This is a genomic window from Asticcacaulis sp. YBE204 (genome assembly GCF_000495855.1).
Classification (GTDB): domain Bacteria; phylum Pseudomonadota; class Alphaproteobacteria; order Caulobacterales; family Caulobacteraceae; genus Asticcacaulis.
Genome location: NZ_AWGF01000004.1, coordinates 210,609 through 231,955, shown reverse-complemented (window position 1 = coordinate 231,955; position 21,347 = coordinate 210,609). Strand labels below are relative to the sequence as shown.

At 61.0% G+C, this 21,347-nt stretch carries 21 protein-coding genes; 9 read left to right on the top strand and 12 right to left on the bottom strand.

What is annotated here, in order from left to right:
- Nucleotide 1: 1 nt before the first annotated feature.
- The gene (locus AEYBE204_RS28155) at nucleotides 2-379 is read left to right on the top strand and encodes a hypothetical protein (protein WP_023461808.1); all 378 of its coding nucleotides are present in this window, start codon (nucleotides 2-4) and stop codon (nucleotides 377-379) included.
- A gap of 116 nt (nucleotides 380-495) precedes the next feature.
- Here the strand turns inward: AEYBE204_RS28155 and AEYBE204_RS40830 are convergent, their stop codons facing one another.
- Nucleotides 496-630, bottom strand: coding sequence for a hypothetical protein (locus AEYBE204_RS40830; RefSeq protein WP_023461807.1), 135 nt, complete (start codon nucleotides 628-630; stop codon nucleotides 496-498).
- A 340-nt stretch (nucleotides 631-970) separates the two neighbouring features.
- Here AEYBE204_RS40830 and AEYBE204_RS28150 point away from each other — a divergent pair, with 340 nt between their 5' ends.
- Nucleotides 971-1,501, top strand: coding sequence for a TIGR02281 family clan AA aspartic protease (locus AEYBE204_RS28150; protein ID WP_023461806.1), 531 nt, complete (start codon nucleotides 971-973; stop codon nucleotides 1,499-1,501).
- On the opposite strand, the gene dusA is transcribed toward AEYBE204_RS28150, so the two are convergent.
- From dusA to AEYBE204_RS40265, 4 genes are all read right to left on the bottom strand, one after another.
- Entirely contained in the window at nucleotides 1,490-2,515 is a 1,026-nt protein-coding gene (gene dusA, locus AEYBE204_RS28145) for a tRNA dihydrouridine(20/20a) synthase DusA (protein WP_031230254.1), read from the bottom strand. The two genes, AEYBE204_RS28150 and dusA, sit on opposite strands and share 12 nt — an antisense overlap.
- 61 nt (nucleotides 2,516-2,576) lie before the next feature.
- A complete protein-coding gene (locus AEYBE204_RS28140; protein ID WP_023461804.1) occupies nucleotides 2,577-3,269 on the bottom strand; it encodes a copper resistance protein B in 693 nt (230 codons plus the stop codon).
- Nucleotides 3,256-4,938, bottom strand: coding sequence for a multicopper oxidase domain-containing protein (locus tag AEYBE204_RS28135; RefSeq protein ID WP_023461803.1), 1,683 nt, complete (start codon nucleotides 4,936-4,938; stop codon nucleotides 3,256-3,258). Before AEYBE204_RS28135 ends, AEYBE204_RS28140 begins: the two co-directional genes overlap by 14 nt.
- Before the next feature lie 109 nt (nucleotides 4,939-5,047).
- A complete protein-coding gene (locus tag AEYBE204_RS40265; protein ID WP_155908307.1) occupies nucleotides 5,048-5,416 on the bottom strand; it encodes a hypothetical protein in 369 nt (122 codons plus the stop codon).
- A 123-nt stretch (nucleotides 5,417-5,539) separates the two neighbouring features.
- On the opposite strand from AEYBE204_RS40265, the gene AEYBE204_RS28130 reads away from it, so the two are divergent.
- The 3 genes from AEYBE204_RS28130 (at nucleotide 5,540) to AEYBE204_RS28120 (ending at nucleotide 11,195) form a co-directional block, all read left to right on the top strand.
- Nucleotides 5,540-7,867, top strand: coding sequence for a glycoside hydrolase family 127 protein (locus AEYBE204_RS28130; RefSeq protein WP_023461802.1), 2,328 nt, complete (start codon nucleotides 5,540-5,542; stop codon nucleotides 7,865-7,867).
- Nucleotides 7,868-7,965: 98 nt separating this feature from the next.
- A complete protein-coding gene (locus AEYBE204_RS28125) occupies nucleotides 7,966-9,477 on the top strand; it encodes an oligogalacturonate lyase family protein (protein ID WP_023461801.1) in 1,512 nt (503 codons plus the stop codon).
- 62 nt (nucleotides 9,478-9,539) lie between these two features.
- The gene (locus AEYBE204_RS28120; RefSeq protein ID WP_023461800.1) at nucleotides 9,540-11,195 is read left to right on the top strand and encodes a M28 family metallopeptidase; all 1,656 of its coding nucleotides are present in this window, start codon (nucleotides 9,540-9,542) and stop codon (nucleotides 11,193-11,195) included.
- 163 nt (nucleotides 11,196-11,358) lie between these two features.
- Here the strand turns inward: AEYBE204_RS28120 and phhA are convergent, their stop codons facing one another.
- Both phhA and AEYBE204_RS28110 read right to left on the bottom strand, forming a co-directional pair.
- Entirely contained in the window at nucleotides 11,359-12,225 is an 867-nt protein-coding gene (gene phhA / locus AEYBE204_RS28115; RefSeq protein WP_023461799.1) for a phenylalanine 4-monooxygenase, read from the bottom strand.
- 3 nt (nucleotides 12,226-12,228) lie between these two features.
- Nucleotides 12,229-12,537: a 4a-hydroxytetrahydrobiopterin dehydratase gene (locus AEYBE204_RS28110; protein ID WP_023461798.1), complete on the bottom strand. Its 309-nt coding sequence runs from the start codon at nucleotides 12,535-12,537 to the stop codon at nucleotides 12,229-12,231.
- Between the two features lie 170 nt (nucleotides 12,538-12,707).
- On the opposite strand from AEYBE204_RS28110, the gene AEYBE204_RS28105 reads away from it, so the two are divergent.
- Both AEYBE204_RS28105 and AEYBE204_RS40680 read left to right on the top strand, forming a co-directional pair.
- Complete coding sequence (locus AEYBE204_RS28105) at nucleotides 12,708-13,022, top strand: metalloregulator ArsR/SmtB family transcription factor (protein ID WP_023461797.1); 315 nt, start codon at nucleotides 12,708-12,710, stop codon at nucleotides 13,020-13,022.
- The gene (locus AEYBE204_RS40680; RefSeq protein ID WP_023461796.1) at nucleotides 13,015-13,992 is read left to right on the top strand and encodes an SRPBCC domain-containing protein; all 978 of its coding nucleotides are present in this window, start codon (nucleotides 13,015-13,017) and stop codon (nucleotides 13,990-13,992) included. The genes AEYBE204_RS28105 and AEYBE204_RS40680 overlap by 8 nt, the downstream gene beginning before the upstream one ends.
- Nucleotides 13,993-14,126: 134 nt before the next feature.
- Here the strand turns inward: AEYBE204_RS40680 and AEYBE204_RS28100 are convergent, their stop codons facing one another.
- The 3 genes from AEYBE204_RS28100 to AEYBE204_RS28090 are packed head-to-tail and all read right to left on the bottom strand — an operon-like array spanning nucleotide 14,127 to nucleotide 15,674.
- Entirely contained in the window at nucleotides 14,127-14,432 is a 306-nt protein-coding gene (locus AEYBE204_RS28100; protein ID WP_023461795.1) for a transcriptional regulator, read from the bottom strand.
- A 4-nt stretch (nucleotides 14,433-14,436) separates the two neighbouring features.
- Nucleotides 14,437-15,045, bottom strand: a complete 609-nt coding sequence (locus AEYBE204_RS28095; protein WP_023461794.1) for a hypothetical protein — start codon at nucleotides 15,043-15,045, stop codon at nucleotides 14,437-14,439.
- Nucleotides 15,046-15,071: 26 nt separating this feature from the next.
- A complete protein-coding gene (locus tag AEYBE204_RS28090; protein ID WP_023461793.1) occupies nucleotides 15,072-15,674 on the bottom strand; it encodes a hypothetical protein in 603 nt (200 codons plus the stop codon).
- A 234-nt stretch (nucleotides 15,675-15,908) separates the two neighbouring features.
- Between AEYBE204_RS28090 and AEYBE204_RS28085 the strand changes: the two genes are divergently transcribed.
- Both AEYBE204_RS28085 and AEYBE204_RS28080 read left to right on the top strand, forming a co-directional pair.
- On the top strand, nucleotides 15,909-18,095 hold the full coding sequence (locus AEYBE204_RS28085; RefSeq protein WP_023461792.1) for a prolyl oligopeptidase family protein: 2,187 nt from the start codon (nucleotides 15,909-15,911) through the stop codon (nucleotides 18,093-18,095).
- A 356-nt stretch (nucleotides 18,096-18,451) separates the two neighbouring features.
- Nucleotides 18,452-18,847 carry an MliC family protein gene (locus AEYBE204_RS28080; RefSeq protein ID WP_023461791.1) on the top strand — a complete coding sequence of 132 codons (396 nt, stop codon included), beginning with the start codon at nucleotides 18,452-18,454 and terminating at the stop codon, nucleotides 18,845-18,847.
- Nucleotides 18,848-18,853: 6 nt separating this feature from the next.
- On the opposite strand, the gene AEYBE204_RS28075 is transcribed toward AEYBE204_RS28080, so the two are convergent.
- Nucleotides 18,854-20,074, bottom strand: a complete 1,221-nt coding sequence (locus tag AEYBE204_RS28075) for a hypothetical protein (RefSeq protein ID WP_023461790.1) — start codon at nucleotides 20,072-20,074, stop codon at nucleotides 18,854-18,856.
- 52 nt (nucleotides 20,075-20,126) lie between these two features.
- The gene (locus tag AEYBE204_RS28070; RefSeq protein ID WP_023461789.1) at nucleotides 20,127-21,314 is read right to left on the bottom strand and encodes a hypothetical protein; all 1,188 of its coding nucleotides are present in this window, start codon (nucleotides 21,312-21,314) and stop codon (nucleotides 20,127-20,129) included.
- Between the last annotated feature and the right edge of the window lie 33 nt (nucleotides 21,315-21,347).

Sequence of the window (21,347 nt, the reverse complement as noted above, 5' to 3'; positions counted from 1 at the left end):
GATGAAACACAAAACCCTCATGATCGCCCTCGTCGCCGGCCTTGGCGCGCTGGGCACCCAAACCTTTGCCGCCGAATGCGATGACACCCAGCAGGGCGAAGCCGGTACGCTGGCCGCCGGTATCGCCAAGACCGCCGTATCGAAGGTCGTCCCCGTGACCGGCAAGCAGATGGTCAATCTGTCGAGCTGCGAAAACCGCGCCGGCACCTACATCATCGAATTCAAATACAACTTCCTCAGCACGGACGGCCTGTACTGGGTCGAGGGCTCGGCCCGTTTCGGCGCCGGTGGGTCGTCGCCGTCGGTGAAGATCACCAAGGCGTCGCCGAACATGGCCGCCGCCGAAGCCAAGGCGGGCGTGAAGCTGGCCTCGAACTAGATTTAGTCCCTCGCCGGGCGGTGGCTATGCCACCTTGGCCGCCGCTTCAATGGCGGCTTGAGCCGATAAATAGAAAAAGCCCCGTGGTTCGACCACGGGGCTTTTTTCATGCTCGCCTACTTCTTGTCGAAGGGGCGGAAGTCCTGCGGGCGGCTGATCACCCGCTGGTCCTTCGGTTTGCCGCCCAGAAACACGCCCCCGAACAGGGCGAAGGACGTCATTGCGTGTTGTTTCTTTTCAGTGTCATTCATCAGTGCGTCTCCTTTTCCATCAGATGAATAAGAAGACGCGTCGCAAACTCTCAGAAGGTCAGCCTTTTAAGGGGGATTGCACATCTCTCAGCTGTCGCCGCGTCGGATACCAATGTCGCACATTTTAAAAATATGACAAGAATTAATCCGATAACAGACTATAAATTTTACATTATAATCATTAATTTATTGATTTAATTCATTTAAATTTTTAATGCAAATGAAATTTTTAAATCAAAATAGTCCGAATACGTCTCATTTTAACGATTCACACTAAAACAACCTTATGCGGTTAGGCTCATCCCAAGCAAGAATTGCGCTCCGGGTGTCCGAAAGTACCATGTTGAAGTCCGCCTTTATCCTCGCCTGCGCTGTATCAAGCGCCGTGGCCACCGGCCTGATCGTCGCGAAAAACGACGGCTTCGTGAAACAAAGCGCGGCGGACACCTTCACCATGGTTCAGACCAGCGCCGCCGCCTTCACCACATCGGCGACCCCAAGCGGCGGCATCACTGCCATCCCCAAGGCGGCCGACGGCCATTTCTGGGCCGAAGCGCGCGTCAATACCACTGTCGTGAAATTTCTCGTCGATACCGGCGCTTCGGTCGTTGCCCTGACGCCGGAGGACGCCCGCCGCATGGGCATCGACCTCAAGGCCTTGTCCTACGATCAGGAAGTCTCGACCGCCAGCGGCAAGACGTTTGCCGCCCGCGTGGTGATCGACAGCATGGGCGTCGGTCAGAGCCGCATGGAAAAGGTTGAGGCCCTGGTCATCCCGCAGGGCCTTTCGACCTCGCTGCTCGGCATGAGCTATCTCGGCCGTCTGAGCCGCTTCGAGGCCACGCCGCGCAGCCTGATCTTACACCCGTAAACTTTCTGCATAGGCTTCACGCCTTGCACTGGCGGCGTTCATCGCCTCGTGGACGGCAGCCTCGGCCTCGTCCAGCACCTCGATCCCCGCGCCCGGACGGATCGACTCCACCGTCAGGATACGGCGGAAGGCCCGCGCCCCTGGCAAGCCGTGCATCAGGCCCAGCATGTGCCGCGTGATCGCCGGCAGATGCACTCCGACCCCAAGCTGCTGCGCCATGTAAGGGCGATAGGCCGCCAGCGCCTCGAACGGCGTCACGTCCGCCTCCGCCCCGAAGAACAGGCGATCGACCTGCCCCAGCAGCGCCGGTTCGTGATAGGCTACTCGGCCCAGCATGACGCCATCGACGTGGCTCAGATGGCCTTGCGCGGCCTCCAGCGTCCCGATGCCGCCATTGATCGAAATCGTCAGGTCGGGATAAGCCCGCTTCAGCGCATAAACCAGGTCGTAGTTCAGCGGCGGGATGTCGCGGTTTTCCTTGGGCGACAGGCCTTTCAGCCACGCCTTGCGCGCATGGACGATGAAGGTGTTCACCCCCGCCCTGGCACAGGCCTCGACCAGTGCGAACAGGGCCAGCTGCTCGTCCTGATCATCGACCCCGATACGGCATTTCACGGTCACCGGCAGGCGCGTCGCTTCTCCCATCGCCTGCATACAATCGGCGACAAGCTGAGGTTCGCGCATCAGGCACGCGCCGAAGCTGCCGGACTGTACACGATCGGACGGGCAGCCGCAGTTGAGATTGACCTCGTCGTAGCCACGCGCCTCGGCGATCCTGGCACAGGCCGCCAACTCATCCGGATCGGACCCGCCCAGTTGCAGGGCGACGGGGTGCTCGACCTCGGAAAAGCCCAGCAGCTTATCCTGATCGCCGTGGATGATGGCGCGCGAGGTCACCATCTCTGTATAAAGCAAAGCGTGGCGCGTCAGGGTGCGGTGAAAAGCCCGACAATGACGGTCGGTCCAATCCATCATGGGCGCCACACTGAAGGTGTGCGGTGGGGTGTCAGTCATAATCCGCCTCCTATCGCGGATATAGGTGATCTTGGCAAGTCGGTGCCGCTACGGCATCGACTTAGAACAGCCAGCGAATGCCGACGCTCACCCTGTTCTCCGAAGGCTCCTCTCCCTTACTCTCCGCCATGTCCCGCGTCGAACCGAGCTTTTGCGCATGGCGAAGTTCGACATAGGGCGCGAAACGGCGACTGAACTCATAACGCACCTGAATCGCCACCTCTGCCTGGGTCAGGCCCGTGCCGAGGCCCAGAGCGCGGTCTTCGCGGGCGTTATAATCGATCGCCAGCGACGGTTCGGCGATCAGGCGGTTGGTCAGAAGCCACTCGTTGGATTGCCGCAACCGCGCGCTGATCGCCCCATCGTCGCGGAGGAAGACCCGCGCCTCGGTTTCAAAGAAATAGGGTGCCAGTCCGTTGATCCCGGCGCTGAGATAGGCGTGATCGCTGTCGCCGAAATCCTGTCGCACCCCGATCTGGGCGTCCCAGAAGGTCGCGACATTGCGGCTGTAGAGCAGCGACAGGTCGCCGTTCCTGTCCTCGCCCTCGCCCTTGACCCACAACTTGTGCCGGTCGCCCCCCACCCAGCCATCGATATCCCATTGCCCGACATCCTGACCGTCGTGCCGCGCAATACCGGTCTCCAGCCGCACGGCGTGATAGATCGTGCCGGTATGGTCGTGCGCGCGATCCTGCGCATGGGCCACGACCGGCATCAACAGCGCCAGAAGCGCGGCGCCTTTAATGATGGTCATGGTGCGCCCCCTGATCTTTGGCCTTCGCAGACTCCGGCGGTGTCAAATCGGCATCGGGTGCGGCGACGGTGACCGTGGTCATCATGCCTGACGCCATATGGAACAGCAGGTGGCAATGGAACGGCCAGTCGCCGGCTTCGTTCGCCGTCAGCAGAACCGACACGCTTTGCCCCGGCGGGACGATGACGGTGTGCTTGTTGGGGCGCTCGGCCGCCGCCTGCCCGTTCTCAAGCTGGGTGAACATGCCGTGCAGATGGATCGGATGCGCCATCATGGTTTCGTTGACGTAGGTCAGGCGCACGCGCTCGTTCCAGCCCAGCGTAAACCCATCCTTCGGATCGAACACCTTGCTTTTACTTGCGCTACCGCTTTGCTGTTTGAGCGCGGTGATCGTCCAGATATAGCGCTCCATATTGCCGCCCAGCCGCACCTCGATCTCGCGCGTCGGCTCGCGCAGGTCGGGTTGCGGCGTCAGGCTTTTGAGGTCGCCATAGGCCAGAACCTTCGCCCCTTCCGGCGCACCGGTCTTTGCCCAGCCGCTGGTCAGGTCCATGTCGCTCATATCCATATAGGGGTCGTCGCGCATCATGAGCTCCATATTCATGTCGCCCATGCTGAGGACCGCGCGCGATCGTGGCGCAGGCTTTTCGCCGGTCATACCCTCACGCGAGGCCAGCGTACCGAGCGCGAAGCCCGTGCGGTCCAGCGCTTCTGCGGCGATGGTATAGGCTCTGTCCTCTTCTGGCGTGACGATGACGTCGTAGGTCTCGGCATTGCCGAAGCGGAATTCGTCGACCTCGACCGGCTGCACCGGCTGACCGTCGGCGGCGACCACCGTCATTTTCAGGCCCGGAATGCGCACATCGTACATCGTCATGGCCGAGGCATTGATAAAGCGCAGCCGCACGCGCTCGCCCGACCGGAACAGCCCAGTCCAGCTCTGATCCATACCGTTGATCAGGAATCGATAGCCTGTCACATCCGACAAATCCGTCGGCAGCATGCGCATCCGGCCCCAGTCCTTTGCGGTCCTCAGCGCCTTGCCGATACCCTGAGTACGCGCATCCCTGACGAAATCGCCCACCGTGCGGCGGTTATACTGGTAGTACTCGGAAGATGTTTTCAGATTGCCTAGAATGCGCTCGGCGCCGTCCTGATGATAATCGGACAGCAGCACCACATAGTCGCGGTCGGCCTTTATGGGGTCGGGCGCGACGGGATCGATGACGATCCCGGCATAGAGGCCGTCGGCCTCCTGACCCAGAGTATGGGCATGATACCAGTAGGTGCCGGACTGACGGATTTTAAAGCGGTAGGTGAAGGTTTCGCCCGGTGCGATGCCTTTGAAGCCATTGAATCCCGGCGCGCCGTCCATCAGACCCGGCAGCAGAAGGCCGTGCCAGTGGATCGAGGTCGCCTCGCCTTTCATGGCGTTGGTGACGTGGATGACGGCCTCGTCGCCTTCCGTAAAGCGCAGGACGGGACCGGGGATCGTGCCGTTGACGGTGATCTTGCTGACCGGTTTGCCCCCGATGGCCACGGGCTGGCGGTCGATGGTCAGGCTGTATTCCCTGACCGGGTTTTGTGCGGGGGGCAGGGTTTGCGCCTGCACGGGCGAAGCTATCGCCGCCCAGCACAGGATAAGCCCTGCAAAAAGAGCTGATTTCATGTTCAATTGTCCTGAAAAGCCAACCTGTCTTGTCGCGATATAGTCGTCGAAAACCGCTCACACTTTTCGACATATCGCTTTGAACGCCCTGACGGACGCAATTCGGGTGTCAGGCGCTCAGACGGGGTGGGCGGATCAGGCTTTCGGGGCTATGCGACGACAGACGACGGACGATCGACGGACGCGAGGCCGCCGGGTGATACTCGACGGGTCTATACGGCTCGACACCATTCACGCCGTGAACCGCGCAATGGCTGACGGGGCATTTGCAGCCTGTGTCGCAAGGGGTGTCGTGAGACGTCCTATCCGTCTTGTGGTCGAGGCTCGTATCCATGCTGGTATGACACGGCATGTCTGCGACGTGTCCGCGTATCATGTCCATTTCCGAACGCGCCAGAGAACGCGCCACAGCCGGTGTGCTCAGCGTCGCAAGGACGAAGATCATAAGCCCGACAATGGCGCTCAGTTTTCTCAGCATGGACCGATCTTAGGCGGTTTGTACCCTTCAGGCAATATTCAAGACGCTCTGCGAGCCTCGACATTTTAATTTACTCAGACAAAATATGAATTTAAAAGAAAAGCCATAACAAGGCAGGAAACGATGCAGACTTTTTCGCGACGCGCGCTCATGGGCGCCATGACCACGGTCGGCCTTGCGGCCCAAACGGCAGCGCAGGCCAAAGCGACACCCGCCCCCCTGACGACCGCATCCTATCCTCTGCGTCAGGTGCGCCTGAAACCCTCGCCCTTCCTGACGGCGATCGAGGCCAATCAGCGTTACCTCCTGTCGCTGGAGTCCGATCGTTTCCTGCATAATTTTCGCGCCGGAGCGGGCCTCGACCCCAAGGGCAAGGTCTATGGCGGCTGGGAAGCGCGCGGCATCGCAGGTCACAGCCTCGGCCACTATCTGTCGGCGCTGTCGCTGATCTACGCCCAGACCGGCGATGTGCGTTTCCGCGAACGCGCCGCCTATATCCTCGCCGAACTCAAAACCATTCAGGCAAAGCATGGCGACGGCTATGCGGGCGGCACGACGGTAACCCGCGATGGCAAGGAGGTCGATGGCAAGGTCGTTTTCGAGGAAATCCGCAAGGGCGATATCCGCACCAAGGGCTTCGATCTCAACGGCGGCTGGGTGCCGGTCTATACCTACCATAAGGTGTTCGCCGGGGCGCTCGACGCGCACCTGCACGCGGGCCTCGCCGATGGCCTGAGCGTGGCGCAGGGGCTGGGCGACTATTTCGGCACCATCATCGAAGGCCTCAGCGACGCGCAGGTGCAGGAGATCCTGCGGGCCGAGCACGGTGGGATCACCGAATCCTATGCGGAACTCTATGCATTGACCGGGGCCGCCCGGTGGAAGAGCCTCGCCGAGCGGCTGCGCCACAAGGCCATCGTCGACGCTTTAGCCGAAGGGCGCGACGACCTGGCCGGCAAGCACGCCAATACCCAGATCCCCAAGATCGTCGGCTCGGCGCGCCTTTACGAACTGACGCAAAATCAGGCGGACGCCAAAACGGCGCTGTTTTTCTTCGAGACGGTGACGAAAGACCACTCCTACGCCATCGGCGGCAATTCCGAATACGAGCATTTCGGCAAGCCCAAGCAGTTGTCGGCGCGACTGGGGCAACAAACCTGCGAATGCTGCAACAGCTACAACATGTTGCGCCTGACGCGGCACCTTTACGGCTGGAGCGGCGACGCGGCCTATTTCGACTATTTCGAGCGCGCCCACCTCAACCACATCATGGCGCAGCAGGACCCGCAAACGGGCATGTTCATCTATTTCACGCCCCTGATGCCGTCGTTTCGCCGGGTCTATTCCAATCCGACCGAAGACTTCTGGTGCTGCGTCGGTTCGGGTATGGAAAGCCACGCCAAACACGGCGAAAGCATCTACTGGAAACGCGGCAACCGGACCATCGTCAACCTCTACTACGCCTCGACGCTCGACGCGTCGGAGGCGAAGCTCGATATGGATACCGCCTTCCCGCACGGCGACACAGTGACGATCACCGTGCGCAAGGCGCCCAGGGAACTGGCCTTGCGCGTCCCCGGCTGGGCGACGGCGGCGACCGTGACCGTCAATGGCAAAGCCGCGGGCAAACGTGACGGGGGTTATCTCATCCTGACCGGGCTCAAATCCGGCGACCGCGTGGACCTCAAACTCCCCATGCCGGTCCGCGTCGAAGCGATCCCGGACGATCCGCGCCTGATCGCCTTCGTAAGCGGTCCGCTGGTGCTGGCCGCCGATTACGGCCCGGACAGCCAGCCCTTCGACAGCTTCGACCCCGTAGCCGTCACCGATGCCGCCACACCGACCCTGACCCCGGCCGGCGGGTTGCACAGCTACACGCTCGCCGACCAAAGCCGCCCCAAGGCGCTGATGTTCAAGCCGTTCTATGCCCAGCGCCACAATCGCTCAGCGGTCTATATCCGCCACTTCGGTCAGGCCGAGTGGGTTGTCGAAGAGCCGAAATACCTCGCCGCCGCCGAGGCCCGCAGCGAATTGCAGGCGCGGACGATCGACGTCATCCGCCTCGGCGAACAGCAGCCCGAAACCGACCACGCCTTTCAGGGCACCGCCAACACCCAGGCGATAAGCCATATCTCCGATCCCGGTCGCGTCGTGCAAAAAGGCTATTTCGAATTCGATCTGGCCACCACGCCGGGGCCGCTGGTCCTTCAGGTGTCCTACTCGGCCAACGACCGCAACAAGGATTTCCGCCTGCTTATCGACGGGCAGCTTCTGACCAGTGAAAAACTGGAAGGGCCGCGCGGACCGGGACGCAATGTGAAGACCTACGACCTGCCGCTGCCCCTGACGCGGGGCAAAGCGAAACTGCGCGTGCGCTTCGAAGCCGACAAGGATCAGTGGGCCGCCGTCTATGAGGCGCGGCTGCTCAGGCTGAAAGCCGGAACTGCCTGATCGACACCTTGCGCCGGAAATCGTTTGCCCTGCCGTATAACCGGTGAATAACCGCGCGCGCCTGACACAAAGGCGCCGCCCTACACCGGGAAGACCCTATGAAATTCAAATCATTTATCGCTGGCTGCGCGTCTTTGGTGCTGATCGCCGGTCAAACGGGCATGGCGTCCGCGCAATCCTTCACCAAGGGGCCGGTGCCGGTCATCGAATCCGGTTTGCCGGGCGTCGCCATCACCAATGCTACACCCAAAGGCACGCCCGTCCCCGCCCCAGCCACGATCCCGAAAGAATGGATCGACAAGGACACCGGCCATCGCGTCATCCGCCTCTCGGACGAAGCCGGATCGTCAAGCAACTATTTCAACGTCAATTCCTACACGCCCGACGGCAAGTGGATGGTGTTTTCCTCGCCCAGCGGCATCATGGCGCTGGATCTGAAAACCTTCGCCACCAAGGTCATCGTGCCGGGCCGTGTCGCCCTGCAATTCGTCGGCACGAGGACCGGCAATGTCTATTACACCACCGGCCTCGGCGGCGGTGCCGCGTCGCAAGGCACGGGTGCCGGCACCGGCCTGAACACGCCGAAACCGGCTACCGGCACCACCACCCCTGCGCCTCAGCCGTCACCCCAACGCGCCCCGCGCGCCATCATGGCCTACGATTTCGCCACCGGCACATCGCGTCAGATCGCCATTCTGGAACCCGGCTACGGCATCGCTACGATCAATGCCGACGAGACCCTGTTCGCCGGTTCGCGCTCCACCGTGGTCAACAACACGCCGCCGGTGCAAGGCCCCGCGGGCAGCGTCGGCACGACCCGCGACCCCGGCGATGAAGTCCTGCCCGATGGCCGCAAGGCGACCTTTGCCGAGGGCCGCGAGATCCAGATCAACCGCCGTCTGGTGCAGAAAATCCCGATGGAAATCTTCACCATCGACATCAAGACGGGTGAGAAGAAGACGATTACCGCCTCGACCGACTGGCTCAACCACCTGCAATTTTCGCCGACCGATCCGAACCTCCTGCTCTATTGCCACGAAGGCAACTGGCACATCGTCGACCGCCTGTGGCTGGTCAATGTCCGCGACGGCAGCGCGCCAAAGAAGCTGCATACCCGGACGATGAACATGGAAATCGCCGGTCACGAATGGTGGAGCCATGACGGCAAGACCGTCTGGTACGACCTGCAAACCCCGCGCGGTCAGGTCTTTTGGGTCGCAGGGTACGAGATCGCGACCGGCAAACGCACCTGGTACAATATGGACCGCAACGCCTGGGGCGTGCATTTCAACCTGTCGAACGACGGCACGGTCTTCTCCAGCGACGGCGGTGACAGCGAAATGGCCGCCCACGCGCCGGACGGCAAGTACATCTACCTCCTGAAGCCCGAATATATCCCCGATGTCGCCGGCATCCACGCCGAAAACGCCGGTGAACTGATCGTGCCGGGGGCCTTCGTGCCGGAAAAGCTGGTCAATATGCAGCACCACAATTACCGCAGCGAACCCAATGCCAGCTTCACGCCGGACGGCAAGTGGCTGGTCTTCCGCTCGAACATGTGGGGGCCGGGCCACGTCTATGCGGTCGAAACCGCCAAGGCGAAACCATAAGGATCGCTTGACATTGCGGGGCGGCCAACTAGCTTCACCTGAAACGAATTCAGGAGCCCCGCATGTCCCTTCGCCTGATGCTGACCACCGCCAGCGCCCTCACCCTGCTGGCCACCGCGACCCTCGCCGCCACGCCCCCCTCTTCAAATATCACCATTTCCGCCGAACGCATTTCGATGGACGTGAAGACCCTGTCGTCGGACGCCTATGAAGGGCGCGGCATCAATACGCGCGCCGAGGCGAAGGTCATCGACTACCTGTCGAAAAGCTTCGCCGAGGCCGGGTTCAAGCCGGGCGGGCCGAATGGTCAATGGACGCAGGAAGTGAAGCTGCGTCAGTTCACCGTGTCGGACGCCAGCCTGTCGGTCACCGTCAACGGCAAGTCCACGCCGCTGGTTCAGGGTGTCGATGTGGTAACCTCGACGCGCGGCGCACTTGGCAATGTGTCTTTGAAAGACACCCCGCTCGTCTTTGCCGGTTATGGCGTTACCGCCACTGAGCGCGGCTGGGACGACTTCAAGGGCGTCGACGTCAAGGGCAAGATCATCGTCGTCCTGATCAACGACCCCGACTTCTACGCGCCGGAAGCGAAAACCTTTGGCGGCAAGGCCATGACCTATTACGGGCGCTGGACCTATAAGTACGAGGAAGCCGCCCGTCACGGCGCCGCAGGCGTGCTGATCGTCCACGACGATGCCGCGGCGTCCTATGGCTGGACGACGGTGAAAAACTCATGGTCGGGTCCGCAGTTCGACATCGTCCGCCCCGATCCGGCGAAGCAATTCACGGCGCTCGAAGGCTGGTTGTCCGCCGATGCGGCCAAAAAACTGTTCGCCGAGTCGGGCCTCGATCTCGATCAGCTAAAGGTCGCCGCACGCTCGAAAGACTTCAAGCCCGTGCCGTTGACCGCCACCTTGAGCGGCGATTACAAGGTCGCGGCCTCGGAAGTCGTCACGCACAATGTCATCGCACGGTTGGAGGGCTCGAAATATCCGAACGAGACCATCGTCTATGGGGCGCACTGGGATCACCTCGGCATCGGCGCACCGGACGCCAACGGCGATAAGATATTCAACGGTGCCGTCGATAACGGCACCGGCACGGCGTCCCTGCTGGAGCTGGCGCGCGCCTTCGGTCATCGCAAGGCGCCGGAACGTTCGATCGTCATGATCGCCTTCACCGCCGAGGAAAGCGGGCTGCTCGGCTCGGAATACTACGCCTCGAACCCGGTCTATCCGCTGGAAACGACGGTGGCCGGGATCAATATGGACGCGCTCGATGTCTATGGGGCATCGAAAAATATCGTCGTCGTCGGCAACGGACAATCCTCGCTGGAAGACGACCTCGCCGGTTTCGCCAAGGCCCAGAACCGCGTTCTGACGCCCGATGAAAAGGCCGAGGCCGGGTACTTCTTCCGCTCGGATCACTTCCCGTTCGTCAAGCGCGGCGTGCCGATGCTCTACGCCAAGGGCGGCAAGGATCTGGTCAAGGGCGGGCACGACGCGGGCGTCGCCGCCGAGGCCGAATACCGCACCAAACGCTACCATCAGGCCGACGACGAGTGGTCGGCGGACTGGGATTTGTCGGGTCTGGTGCAGGACGTGACGCTCTACTATCAGATCGGTGCGAAACTGGCCAATTCGCGCGTCTGGCCGCAGTGGCGCGCCACGTCGGAGTTCAAAGGCACGCGCGATACGTCGAACGACAAGCGGAAGTAAACCTTAAGCACCTTCCCTGATATCAGGGGAGGTGGATTTTTTGCCTTACGGCAAAAAAGACGGTGGGGTTATCACCGGCGGTTTAACCCCCTCCGGTCTTTGACCCTTGCGCTTGTCAAACAGTTGTTTGACTGCACTCACCCCCCTGATATCAGGGGGGAAGCTATTCCTTATGATATTCCCCCGTCCCCGCCTGAAACACGCGGTCGTCGGGCTCGATGCGACCGGGCGTCAGGTCCGGCAAACCGCCAATCGCTTCATAGACCGGGCCGAAATCGGTCTGCGCAAACTCCATCAGGGCGTCGACCGACGGTAGGACGAAATAGCCCTCCTGAAAATCGTCGATACGGTAGGTCGTGCGCATGACGCGCTTCAGATCGAACCCGATGCGGTTGGGCGACGCGCTTTCCAGCGCAAACTCCGTCTCGGTAAACGACGACAAAATCCCGGCCCCGAAGATGCGGACACCCTCGCCCTCCTCGACCAGCCCGAACTCGACCGTGTACCAGTAAAGCCGCGCCAGCCGGTCGAGCACCCCCAGCTTTTCCGCGCGCAAGCCGCCCTCGCCATAAGCCTGCATGAAGTCGGCCATGGCCGGGTTCATCATCATCGGCACGTGTCCGAACAGATCGTGGAAGACGTCGGGCTCCTGAAGATAATCAAGCTGATCCGGTGTGCGGATGAACTGCCCGGCGGGAAAGCGGCGATTGGCCAGATGGTTGAAAAAGACGTCGTTCGGCACCATCCCCGGCACGGCCACCACCGTCCAGCCAGTCCGGCGTTGCAAGACCTCGCTCAACTCGTCGAAGTCGGGAATGGCGTCCGCCGTGATCGGCAACTGGCTCAGACCGTCCATATAGGCTGCACAGGCCCGCCCCCTGATGCGCTGCATCTGCCGCTCGAACAAGGTGCGCCAGACGCCGTGTTCCTCCGCCGTATAGGCGGCCCAGTCCTGCGGGATCGTCCAGTCCGGCCGCTCTGGCACGTAGCCACCGACAATACCGTGTTTGGGCGCCGTCTGGTCAAGCATGGCTTAGTGTCCCTTGAACGAAATGGCCGCCGCGTCGACGGCTTCGGCCAGAGCGATGTCCTTGTCGCTCAGGCCACCCGTGTCGTGCGTGGTCAGACGGATCGAGACCTTGTCGTAGACATTCGACCATTCGGGATGATGGTCCATCACCTCGGCCACGCCCGCCACTTCGGTCATGAAGTCGAAGGCCGCGCTGAAATCGGCGAATTTGAAATCACGCGCGATGGCCTTCGCGTCGTCCACTCGCCACAGGGGCAAGGTATTGGCGAGGTCGGCAATCTGATCGGCAGTGAGGGGCACGGCTGACGACATGGAAACTCCTGATATGTTCAGTTTATCCCGCCTGAGACGAAACATATTCTTATTTGGCCCTCGCGCCCACCCTCCGGCAGAACAGGATTTCGTTATCGCTGCGTGACACGGAAAAAACATCCCACATATTTTTAATTTGACTTAATTAAGTTATGACTTAATTATTGATCATGGACAGTTTCACCGCCCTCGCCGATCCGACACGCCGCCGGATCATCGAATACCTCGCCGCCGCGCCGCAACTACCGGCCGGTGACATCGCCGCACGCTTCACCCTGTCGAAACCGGCGATTTCGCAGCACCTCAATGCACTCAAGGCCGCCAATCTGGTGACCGTCGAGGTGCGCGGTCAACAGCGCATCTATCGTCTGAACCGCGAGGGGCTGGATGAGATGGACCAATGGATCGCCCGCACCCGCGCCCACTGGACGCAGGCGCTGGACAGGCTTGAAACCCTTTTAAATTCGGAGAATCCGCATGAATAATTTTGCACCCCGCCCTGAGGGCAAGCTGTTCGAGAACGGTACGCTGGTCTTCGAGCGCCTGCTGCCCGGCCCGATCGAGCGCGTCTGGCGCTACGTAGCCGAGGGCGATCTGCGCAAGAAATGGATCATGGCGGGCGACATGACGCGCACCGGCACGGCGACCATGACCTTCGACCACACGTCACTGTCCGGCGAGGTCGCGCCCGACCGCTTCGCCGCCATGCGTCAGCCGGTCAGTTTCGATGTCGAGGTGCTGGAGGTCGATCCGCCACACCGCCTGACCTTAACCTGGCCGGAAGAGGCGTCGACCGGCATCGTGACCATTGAGTTGTCCGCTGTCGGCGACAAGGTGCTGTTGCGTCTCACGCACCACCATCCGGACTTCGACCGCGCGGCGGCCTTCAACCACATGGGCGGCTGGCACACGCATCTGGGGCTTCTGGAGGATGCACTTACAGAGACCAAGCCGCGCCCGTTCTGGACCTATTTTGCAGGTGTCGAGACCGACTATCTGAAAGCCTTCGGTGACAAGGATTTCAACACCGTTGCCGTGACCGTCGAAAAGGCGTTTCCGGTATCGGCGGAAAAGGTCTTCGCCGCATGGCTTGATCCGGCACTGATCGCCAAATTCATCGTCGGACCTGAGGTGCGCGACGAGCGCCTGATCCATATCGAAAGCGATCCGGTGGCGGGCGGCGCCTTCTCGTTCAAGGTCGAGCGCGGCGGCGAAGTCATCGACCATATCGGCCATTATTACGAAGTCGCCGCACCCTCACGTCTGAGCTTTAGCTGGGGCATCGCGGGTGTCAGCGATCCGCTGGAGAGCCGCGTCAGCATCGACATCATACCGGAAGGCGACGGCTGTCGTCTGACCCTGACTCACGACATGGCGGCGCAGTGGGCCGACTATGCCGAGCGAACGCAACAGGGCTGGACGTTCATGCTCGGGAAGTTGGGAGAGATTTTATAATTCCCTCTCCCTGAGGGAGAGGGTGGCGACACGAAGTGAAGCCGGGTGAGGGGGAAATGGTTGCATCGAGCGCGCAATAAACAGTTCCCCCTCACCCTGCGCTTCGCGCTTCCCTCTCCCTCAGGGAGAAGGAATTAAGTTGAATCGTCAATCAGCTTACGCATGGCTTCAAGATACGCCACGAACGCCTTGCGACCGCTCTCGGACAGGGTGATCGTGGTCAGGGGCTTTTTCCCCGCAAAGGTCTTTTCGACCGTCACATAGCCCGCCTCTTCCAGCTTGCGCACCTGAACCGAGAGGTTGCCGTCGCTCGACTGGGTCTTGGCTTTTAGGGTGGTGAAATCCGCCGACCCGGCTGTCGAAAGATAGGCCATGATCCCCAGCCTCAGGCGACCGTGGATGACGTCATCCAGCGCCTCTATATTAAAATCTTCCGGCATGGTCTCAGCCCTTTTCGGCGCGCATCAGGATCAGGCCGGGGATGGTGGCGAACAAAGTCAGAGCCACCGCATAGGCCAGCATCTGCACGGCCTGATGGCCGAGAAGCCCCAGCACCGGCGCCCCGATCAGGCAGCCGAAGGCGACCAGACGCAGCCAGCCCTGCCCCGACATGATCGACGCGACCCACCAGCCGATGCCGTACAAGAGCAGGATCATCGGCGCGATCAGGGTGGTCAGAACCTCCATCGCTTTCATCTGCGTGCCGACCGCTGTCAGGGTCAGGAACAGGGCAAAGATGGCCATGCCGACGCCCGACCACGCCGCCGAGATGGCGCGGTTCATGGCGTTGGCACCATATTTGCGGCGGCCTTCGGCGATCTTAAGTCCGCCGAGCACCGCATAGACGGCGACGGCGACGAACCACAGAAGGCTGATGAACCACGGATTGGGGATCGGCACGATACCCAGCATGATACCGTAGTGGATCACGGCGGCGACCGAAAAACAGATTCCGGCCCAGAACAGGTTGCCGCCGTTCATCACCGGCATGCGGTTGCCGTCTTCGGCGAGCGATTTGAGATAGTCGAGTTGGTCGTGCAGTTGCGAGGACATGATGTATCTCCCTAAACAGATTCGGATTAGTTGCGATTTTGAAGGATGAGGGCAAGACCGGGCGCGGCGGCCAGCGCAAAGAGGACAAGCGCATAAGCCAACGATTGCCACGCCTGACCGGCGAAGACGGCGACCGCGAGCAGACCGGCGGCGGCCACAAAGCTGGCCAGCGACAAGCCATTGAAACCGTTATTGCCGCTCATGCGGGCGGCGATATGCCAGCCGAGCGCGTAAAACAATAAGGCTACCGGACCCGGCACGAACGGCATCAAAGCGACCTGATGCAGATAACCCAGCACCGACATGATGATCGTCACCGTGGCAAAGGCGCTGAGGATCACCATGCCCCATGCCTTGCGGAAACGCTTGACTTCCGGACGAGCGCGGAAGGCGGCGGGGCTGCCGATCTTCAACACGAAGGCCGCCATGATGAAGGTGACCAGCGCCGCCATCCACATCAGGCCGAACACCGGGCCGGGGATGGCCGCATACCCGGCCTTGAAGGCGAATTGCACGACATTCATACTCCCGAAGATCAGCCCGGCCCAAAACATGGGTGAACCGTCGATGAGGTTAGTCCGGGCCTGACCCGGTAAGGCGGCGGGCGCGGTAAGCGTGGCGGTGGACATGATGGTGCTCCCTGGAGCGATATGCCGAAAAGTGTCAGCGGTTTTCGGCTGCAATATCGCGACAAAACCAATCGATTAGAGAGCCGATAGCCACATTATGATTGAAGTACTTTATTTTGTAAAGTTCTTTATTTAAGTCAATTATTACATTTCCTTCATGTTCGTCCGTCGCCCTTGCCAAGCGCCGCCGCACAGGTGTTAGTTTCATCCATTACCAACCGGGAAGCCCGCTTCATGCCCATGTCTTCTTTTTCGCGCCGCGCCTTGACCGCTGCCGCCTCGCTTCTCATCTTAGGAGCCCTGCCGTTCAGCACTCAGGCCCAGATGACGAACATCACGACGACCGCCAAACAGACCCCCACCAATCCGAATATCGCGGCGGCTGACGTCGCCGATCCGCGGCAGTATCTGGAAGAGGTCGAGGGCGAAAAGGCCCTGGCTTGGGTCAAGGCCCAGAACGAGCGCAGTCTGGCTCACCTCACCGCCGATCCGCGTTTCGCGCAAAATCAGGCCGACATGCTGAAGATCGTCGAGGCGACCGACCGCATCCCCTCGCCGTCCTTCTCGAAGGGCGGGCACATCGACAATTTCTGGCAGGACAAGGAGCACGTGCGCGGCATCTGGCGCCGCACGGACAAGGCGTCTTACCTCGCCGGTACGCCGAAGTGGGAAACCCTGCTCGATTTCGACGCGCTGGCGAAAGCCGAAGGCCAGAACTGGGTCTATAAGGGCGCCTCGTGCCTGCCGCCCGAAGAGACGCGCTGCCTGATCAACCTGTCGAACGGCGGCAAGGACGCCGTGACCGTGCGCGAATTCGACCTCAAGACGAAGACCTTCGTCGAGGGCGGCTTTGCGCTGCCCGAAGGCAAGCAGGTCGTGACGTGGAAGGACGCCGACACGCTCTATGTGGCGCGCGAGTGGACCCCGGGCGAAGTCACCCCGTCGGGCTATGCCTTTGTCACCAAGGTCGTCAAGCGCGGGCAAACGCTCGATCAGGCCGTCGAAATCCATCGCGGCGACAAGACCGACATGATGGCCTACCGCACCGTCCTGCGCGACGTAACGGGCAAGTATGTTCTGGATTTTGCCCAGCGCCGTCCGTCCTTCTTCGAGGTCGACACCGTCTATTTCACCGACGCGGGCGAGGTAAAGTTGCCCCTGCCCCTGACCTCGGAAATGAGCGCCTACTATAAGGGTCAGGCCGTCTTCTCCCTGAAAGACGCGTGGACCAGCGCCAAGGGCACCGTGTTTAAGGAAGGCTCGATCATCGCGTTCGACCTGCTCGCCGCGCTGAAAGACCCGAAGAACCTTGAGCCCGTCATCGTCTTCGCGCCGAACGAGCATCAGAGCGTCGAAGGCATCGGTCAGACGAAAAACCGCCTGCTGTTTGCCGTCCTGTCCAACGTCACGGGCGAAGTGCTGTCGGTCAATTACGAAGCCGGCAAATGGTCGCTGAAGACCCTGCCCCTGCCGGAAAACTCGACCCTCAGCCTCGGCTCGACCGACGACGAGTCGGACGAACTGTTCGCCTGGTCGACCGGCTATCTCCAGCCTTCGACCATCTATACCGCCGACGCGGCCAAGGGCACGGCCAGCAAACTCAAGGCCAGCCCCGAACGCTTCAATGCCGAAGGCCTCAAGGTCGAACAACACTGGGCGACCTCGAAGGACGGGACGAAGATTCCGTACTTCCTCGTCATGAAGAAGGACACCAAGCTCGACGGCAATACGCCGACCCTGCTCTACGCTTACGGCGGTTTCGAAGTGTCGCTGACCCCATCCTATTCGGGCGGCATCGGCAAGCTGTGGCTGGAAAAGGGCGGCGCCTATGTGCTGGCCAATATCCGCGGCGGCGGCGAGTTCGGCCCGAAGTGGCACGAAGCCGGTCTCAAAACCCACCGTCAGGTCATCTATGACGACTTCCAGGCCGTGGCCGAAGACCTGATCAAGACGAAGGTCACCTCGCCGCGTCGTCTCGGCATCATGGGCGGCTCGAACGGCGGGCTGCTCATGGGCGTGCAACTGACGCAGCGCCCGGACCTGTGGAACGCCGTCGTGGTGCAGGTGCCCCTGCTCGACATGATGCGCTTCCATACGCTGCTGGCCGGGGCTTCGTGGCAGGGCGAATACGGCCGTCCGGACGACGCCGTCGAAGGCGCGTTCCTCAAGACGATCTCGCCCTATCATAACCTCAAGGCCGGCGTGAAATACCCTGAACCGTTCTTCGTCACCTCGACCAAGGACGACCGCGTCCATCCGGGCCATGCCCGCAAGATGGCGGCCCTGATGCAGGATATGGGTCTGCCGTTCCTCTATTATGAGAACACCGACGGCGGTCACTCGGCAGCGGCCAACCTCAAGGAAACCGCCAAGCGTAGTGCGTTGGAATATACCTATCTGGCGCAGAAGTTGATGGATTAATTTCTACTCCCCCGGCGTGCCGGGGGAGGTGGATGCGAACGTAGTGAGCAGACGGTGGGGGGCTCGCGTAAGACCAGCAAGCAAAGCACTTGCGGAATCTCTCCGAGCCCCCACCACCACATCTCACTCACTATGTTCGCTCGTGCGGTCCCCCTCCCCAGCAAGCTGGGGAGGTATTTTTTTGTCCAAGCCACTTCCCGGTAATTGATTCCCCATAAATCCTACCGTGATCGTTTCCTTATTTCCGGACTGATACAACTAAGCATCGTTTATAGTCGCGCACTGTTTCCGAAACGAAGTTCGGCGAAGCCAAAATCGGTCCCCACTTTTCGGCGTGCGCTTTCCGGAGACCTCTCATGCGTAAAACCGCCGCCATCGCCCTTATGGGTGCGTTCTCGTTCACCGCGCTTGCCGCCTGCTCGAAGCCCGAAGCCGAACAGGCCGTCGAAGAGGTTCAGGAAACCGCCGGCGAACTGGCGTCCGACGCCGGTCACGCCATTTCGTCCGCCGCCGCCGACTTTGCGACTTCCGATCCGATCGCCTATACCTGCGCGATGGGTACGAAGCTGTCGGTCGTCTTCTCGGACAAGACCGCTGAGGTCACGGTCATCACCGACAATAACCGCCACGTGTCCCTGACCGAAACGCCGTCCAGCGACGGCACGCTCTATCAGGCCACGGGTTACAGCTTCAAGACCAAGGGTAACGACGCCTGGTGGGGTGCCAAGGAAGAAAGCTGCACCAAGTCCTAAGCTGGATCAGGCCGCCGGTATCTGCGCGCGCATGAAGCCTGACGTCGTCATATTGAACGTCGGGCGGTCCTCGAACAGATGATTGAGCCCGCTCTCGAAATCCATCAGCACGTCGGCATATTCGACGGCCTTCATTGGCTTGCCGGTCTGGATCGCCTTGTTCATGCGGAAGGTCCAGAACGAGGAAATGTGATCCAGCGTGCCGATGATCTCGCCCAGTTCCGTGAACAGGCCCGACCCGTTGAGCAGAAAGCGCTTGAACGGGCCGGGCTTGCTGCGCGACACGAGGTCCGTATAGGCGCTGTCGTAGATTTTCAGCACTTCATAAGCCTGATTGAGCGCCCTGGCCATGCCCTTGGCCAACCGCACGCGGGCCTGTTCCAGATAGTCCTTGACCCGGTCGTCGTGCATCCCCGACGGCTGATAGGTGCCGATGCCCGACAAAACGACGCGTAGCTGATCCTGTAGCTCCAGATAGCGCCACTTGTAGTAGAGGAAGCCACGCCACGCGAAGATACCTTCGGTGAACTCGTGCTCGGTCATGCGGAAGGTCGTCTTGAGCGGCATAAGTTCGCGATCCAGCTCGTCCGACAGGATCTTGTTACCCAGCTTCATCGACGCACCGGAATAGTGCTCGCCCAGCGCCGTATTGACCAGCCGCTCGATCTCGCTCGACGTGAAGCGCATCATGCGCCCCAGATCGGCGGGCGACAGCGCCAGATAGATGCCGTCGGGCCGGAACCCGTGCCGCGCCAGAGTCTCGCGCACCAGAAACGGATCGAGCGACGGCAGGCGATCCAGCAGACGCAGGATCTTCATGTCGGGGTTCTTGTCGAAGTCGTCGATCGACAGATATTGCCGCGCCAGTTGTTCGAAACCGACCTGCCCGATATAGATGCTCGACGCCCCCAGACGCAGATCGAAGTGATCGTAGGGCAGGATGATCTTGGTCACGGTACGGCGGCTGCCGTGATAAAAGTGCCGCTCGTTCAGGCGCAGGGTGTGCTTGAGGATGATGCAGCGGTTGAGCAAGGACGACTGGAAGAACGGGTTATTGCCGTAATCGACGTCCTTGTAATGGCGGCGATAGACGCGCGACAGGTTCAGCACACGCCCGGTCGCCGCCGACTGGTTCAGATTGGCCAGATTGCGGTATTCGCGGATCACGCGCGTCTGGTGATCCGGCGGCAGGATTTTCGTAATATTGCGTTTGAAGCTGGTCGCCATAGGTAAACCCTAACCGAAATCCGATTACGGACCGTGAACGGATAAGGTTAACCTATTCGATCCCCGAACCGAGGATCATCAGGCTGTCTTCGAAATCCATCAGCACGTCGGCATATTCGATCGGCGACAGGCGTTGCTGGGTCGGACCACCGGCCATGCGGTAGCTCCAGAACGAAGCGATGTGCCCCAGAATCCCTATGTTTTCGCCCAGTTCGAAGAACAGGTTCGGCCCGTCGAGCAGGAAGCGGCGGAACGGCCCGGCGTTCTCACCTTCGACCAGCGCGTGATAGGCCTGATCGTAGATGTTCAGCGTGCGGCCCATGTTCGAAATCGCCATGACGATCTTGCGCGCCAGACGCGGTCGCGCCTCTTTCAGGTAATCGCGCACCGGCTCTTCCATAATCCCGGCGGGCTGATAACTGGCCAGACCGTCCAGTACCCGGCGCATCTCTTCCTGAAGTTCGATATGACGCCATTTGAAATAGAGGAAGCCGCGCCACGAGAAGATACCGTCGGAAAACTCTTCGTCGCTCATGCGCAGGGTGTGCCGCAGCGGCCAGAGTTCCTTATCCAGTTCGTTGGCCAGAATCTTGCCGGCCAGCTTCATGCCGGCTCCGCCGACCAGCGCATCGCCGAACGCCGTCATGACCAGCCGCTCGATCTCTTCGTTGGCGAAGCCGATCATGCGCTGCACGTCATAAGGCGAGATTTTCAGATAACAGGCACCGGGACGGAATCCGTGACGCGACAGGTGTTCGCGCACCAGAAACGGATCAAGCGACGGCAGCTGATCGAGCAGACGCAGGATCTGCACGTCGATGTGCGACGACACGTCGTCGATATTGAAATGCGAACGACAGAAGGCATCGAAGCCGATCTGATTCACCATAATCGAGCGGCCGCCCAGCTTCAGGTCGAGCGGATCGAAGGGCATGACGATCTTGGTCGCCGTACGCTTCATCCTGGAGAACAGGTCGCGTTCATTGGCGCGGAGCGTATGCTTGATCAGGATGGCTTTATTGAGCTGCGAGTCGCGGAAAAACGGCTTGAGCGCATAGTCTTTTTCGCGCGACGAGGTAAGCGCGATGGCCGACAGGTTCAGCACGCGGCTGGTCGAGGCCGTTTCCCCCAGATTGGCCAGATTGCGCACGTCACGGGAATTGTTGCTGTTCTGCTTGTTCTGATCCCCGTGGCGGCCCTGTATCAGAGCCCGGGCCTGTTCGTACGCTACGGCATTCATGGCGTCAGCCTTCCGGATGTATCCGGAAAGGCC

Coding starts and splice junctions, on each gene's coding strand:
- AEYBE204_RS28155 (WP_023461808.1), top strand. CDS start 2: ATGAAACACAAAACCCTCATGATCGCCCTCGTCGCCGGCCTTGGCGCG.
- AEYBE204_RS40830 (WP_023461807.1), bottom strand. CDS start 630: ATGAATGACACTGAAAAGAAACAACACGCAATGACGTCCTTCGCCCTG.
- AEYBE204_RS28150 (WP_023461806.1), top strand. CDS start 971: ATGTTGAAGTCCGCCTTTATCCTCGCCTGCGCTGTATCAAGCGCCGTG.
- dusA (WP_031230254.1), bottom strand. CDS start 2,515: ATGACTGACACCCCACCGCACACCTTCAGTGTGGCGCCCATGATGGAT.
- AEYBE204_RS28140 (WP_023461804.1), bottom strand. CDS start 3,269: ATGACCATCATTAAAGGCGCCGCGCTTCTGGCGCTGTTGATGCCGGTC.
- AEYBE204_RS28135 (WP_023461803.1), bottom strand. CDS start 4,938: ATGAAATCAGCTCTTTTTGCAGGGCTTATCCTGTGCTGGGCGGCGATA.
- AEYBE204_RS40265 (WP_155908307.1), bottom strand. CDS start 5,416: ATGCTGAGAAAACTGAGCGCCATTGTCGGGCTTATGATCTTCGTCCTT.
- AEYBE204_RS28130 (WP_023461802.1), top strand. CDS start 5,540: ATGCAGACTTTTTCGCGACGCGCGCTCATGGGCGCCATGACCACGGTC.
- AEYBE204_RS28125 (WP_023461801.1), top strand. CDS start 7,966: ATGAAATTCAAATCATTTATCGCTGGCTGCGCGTCTTTGGTGCTGATC.
- AEYBE204_RS28120 (WP_023461800.1), top strand. CDS start 9,540: ATGTCCCTTCGCCTGATGCTGACCACCGCCAGCGCCCTCACCCTGCTG.
- phhA (WP_023461799.1), bottom strand. CDS start 12,225: ATGCTTGACCAGACGGCGCCCAAACACGGTATTGTCGGTGGCTACGTG.
- AEYBE204_RS28110 (WP_023461798.1), bottom strand. CDS start 12,537: ATGTCGTCAGCCGTGCCCCTCACTGCCGATCAGATTGCCGACCTCGCC.
- AEYBE204_RS28105 (WP_023461797.1), top strand. CDS start 12,708: ATGGACAGTTTCACCGCCCTCGCCGATCCGACACGCCGCCGGATCATC.
- AEYBE204_RS40680 (WP_023461796.1), top strand. CDS start 13,015: ATGAATAATTTTGCACCCCGCCCTGAGGGCAAGCTGTTCGAGAACGGT.
- AEYBE204_RS28100 (WP_023461795.1), bottom strand. CDS start 14,432: ATGCCGGAAGATTTTAATATAGAGGCGCTGGATGACGTCATCCACGGT.
- AEYBE204_RS28095 (WP_023461794.1), bottom strand. CDS start 15,045: ATGTCCTCGCAACTGCACGACCAACTCGACTATCTCAAATCGCTCGCC.
- AEYBE204_RS28090 (WP_023461793.1), bottom strand. CDS start 15,674: ATGTCCACCGCCACGCTTACCGCGCCCGCCGCCTTACCGGGTCAGGCC.
- AEYBE204_RS28085 (WP_023461792.1), top strand. CDS start 15,909: ATGCCCATGTCTTCTTTTTCGCGCCGCGCCTTGACCGCTGCCGCCTCG.
- AEYBE204_RS28080 (WP_023461791.1), top strand. CDS start 18,452: ATGCGTAAAACCGCCGCCATCGCCCTTATGGGTGCGTTCTCGTTCACC.
- AEYBE204_RS28075 (WP_023461790.1), bottom strand. CDS start 20,074: ATGGCGACCAGCTTCAAACGCAATATTACGAAAATCCTGCCGCCGGAT.
- AEYBE204_RS28070 (WP_023461789.1), bottom strand. CDS start 21,314: ATGAATGCCGTAGCGTACGAACAGGCCCGGGCTCTGATACAGGGCCGC.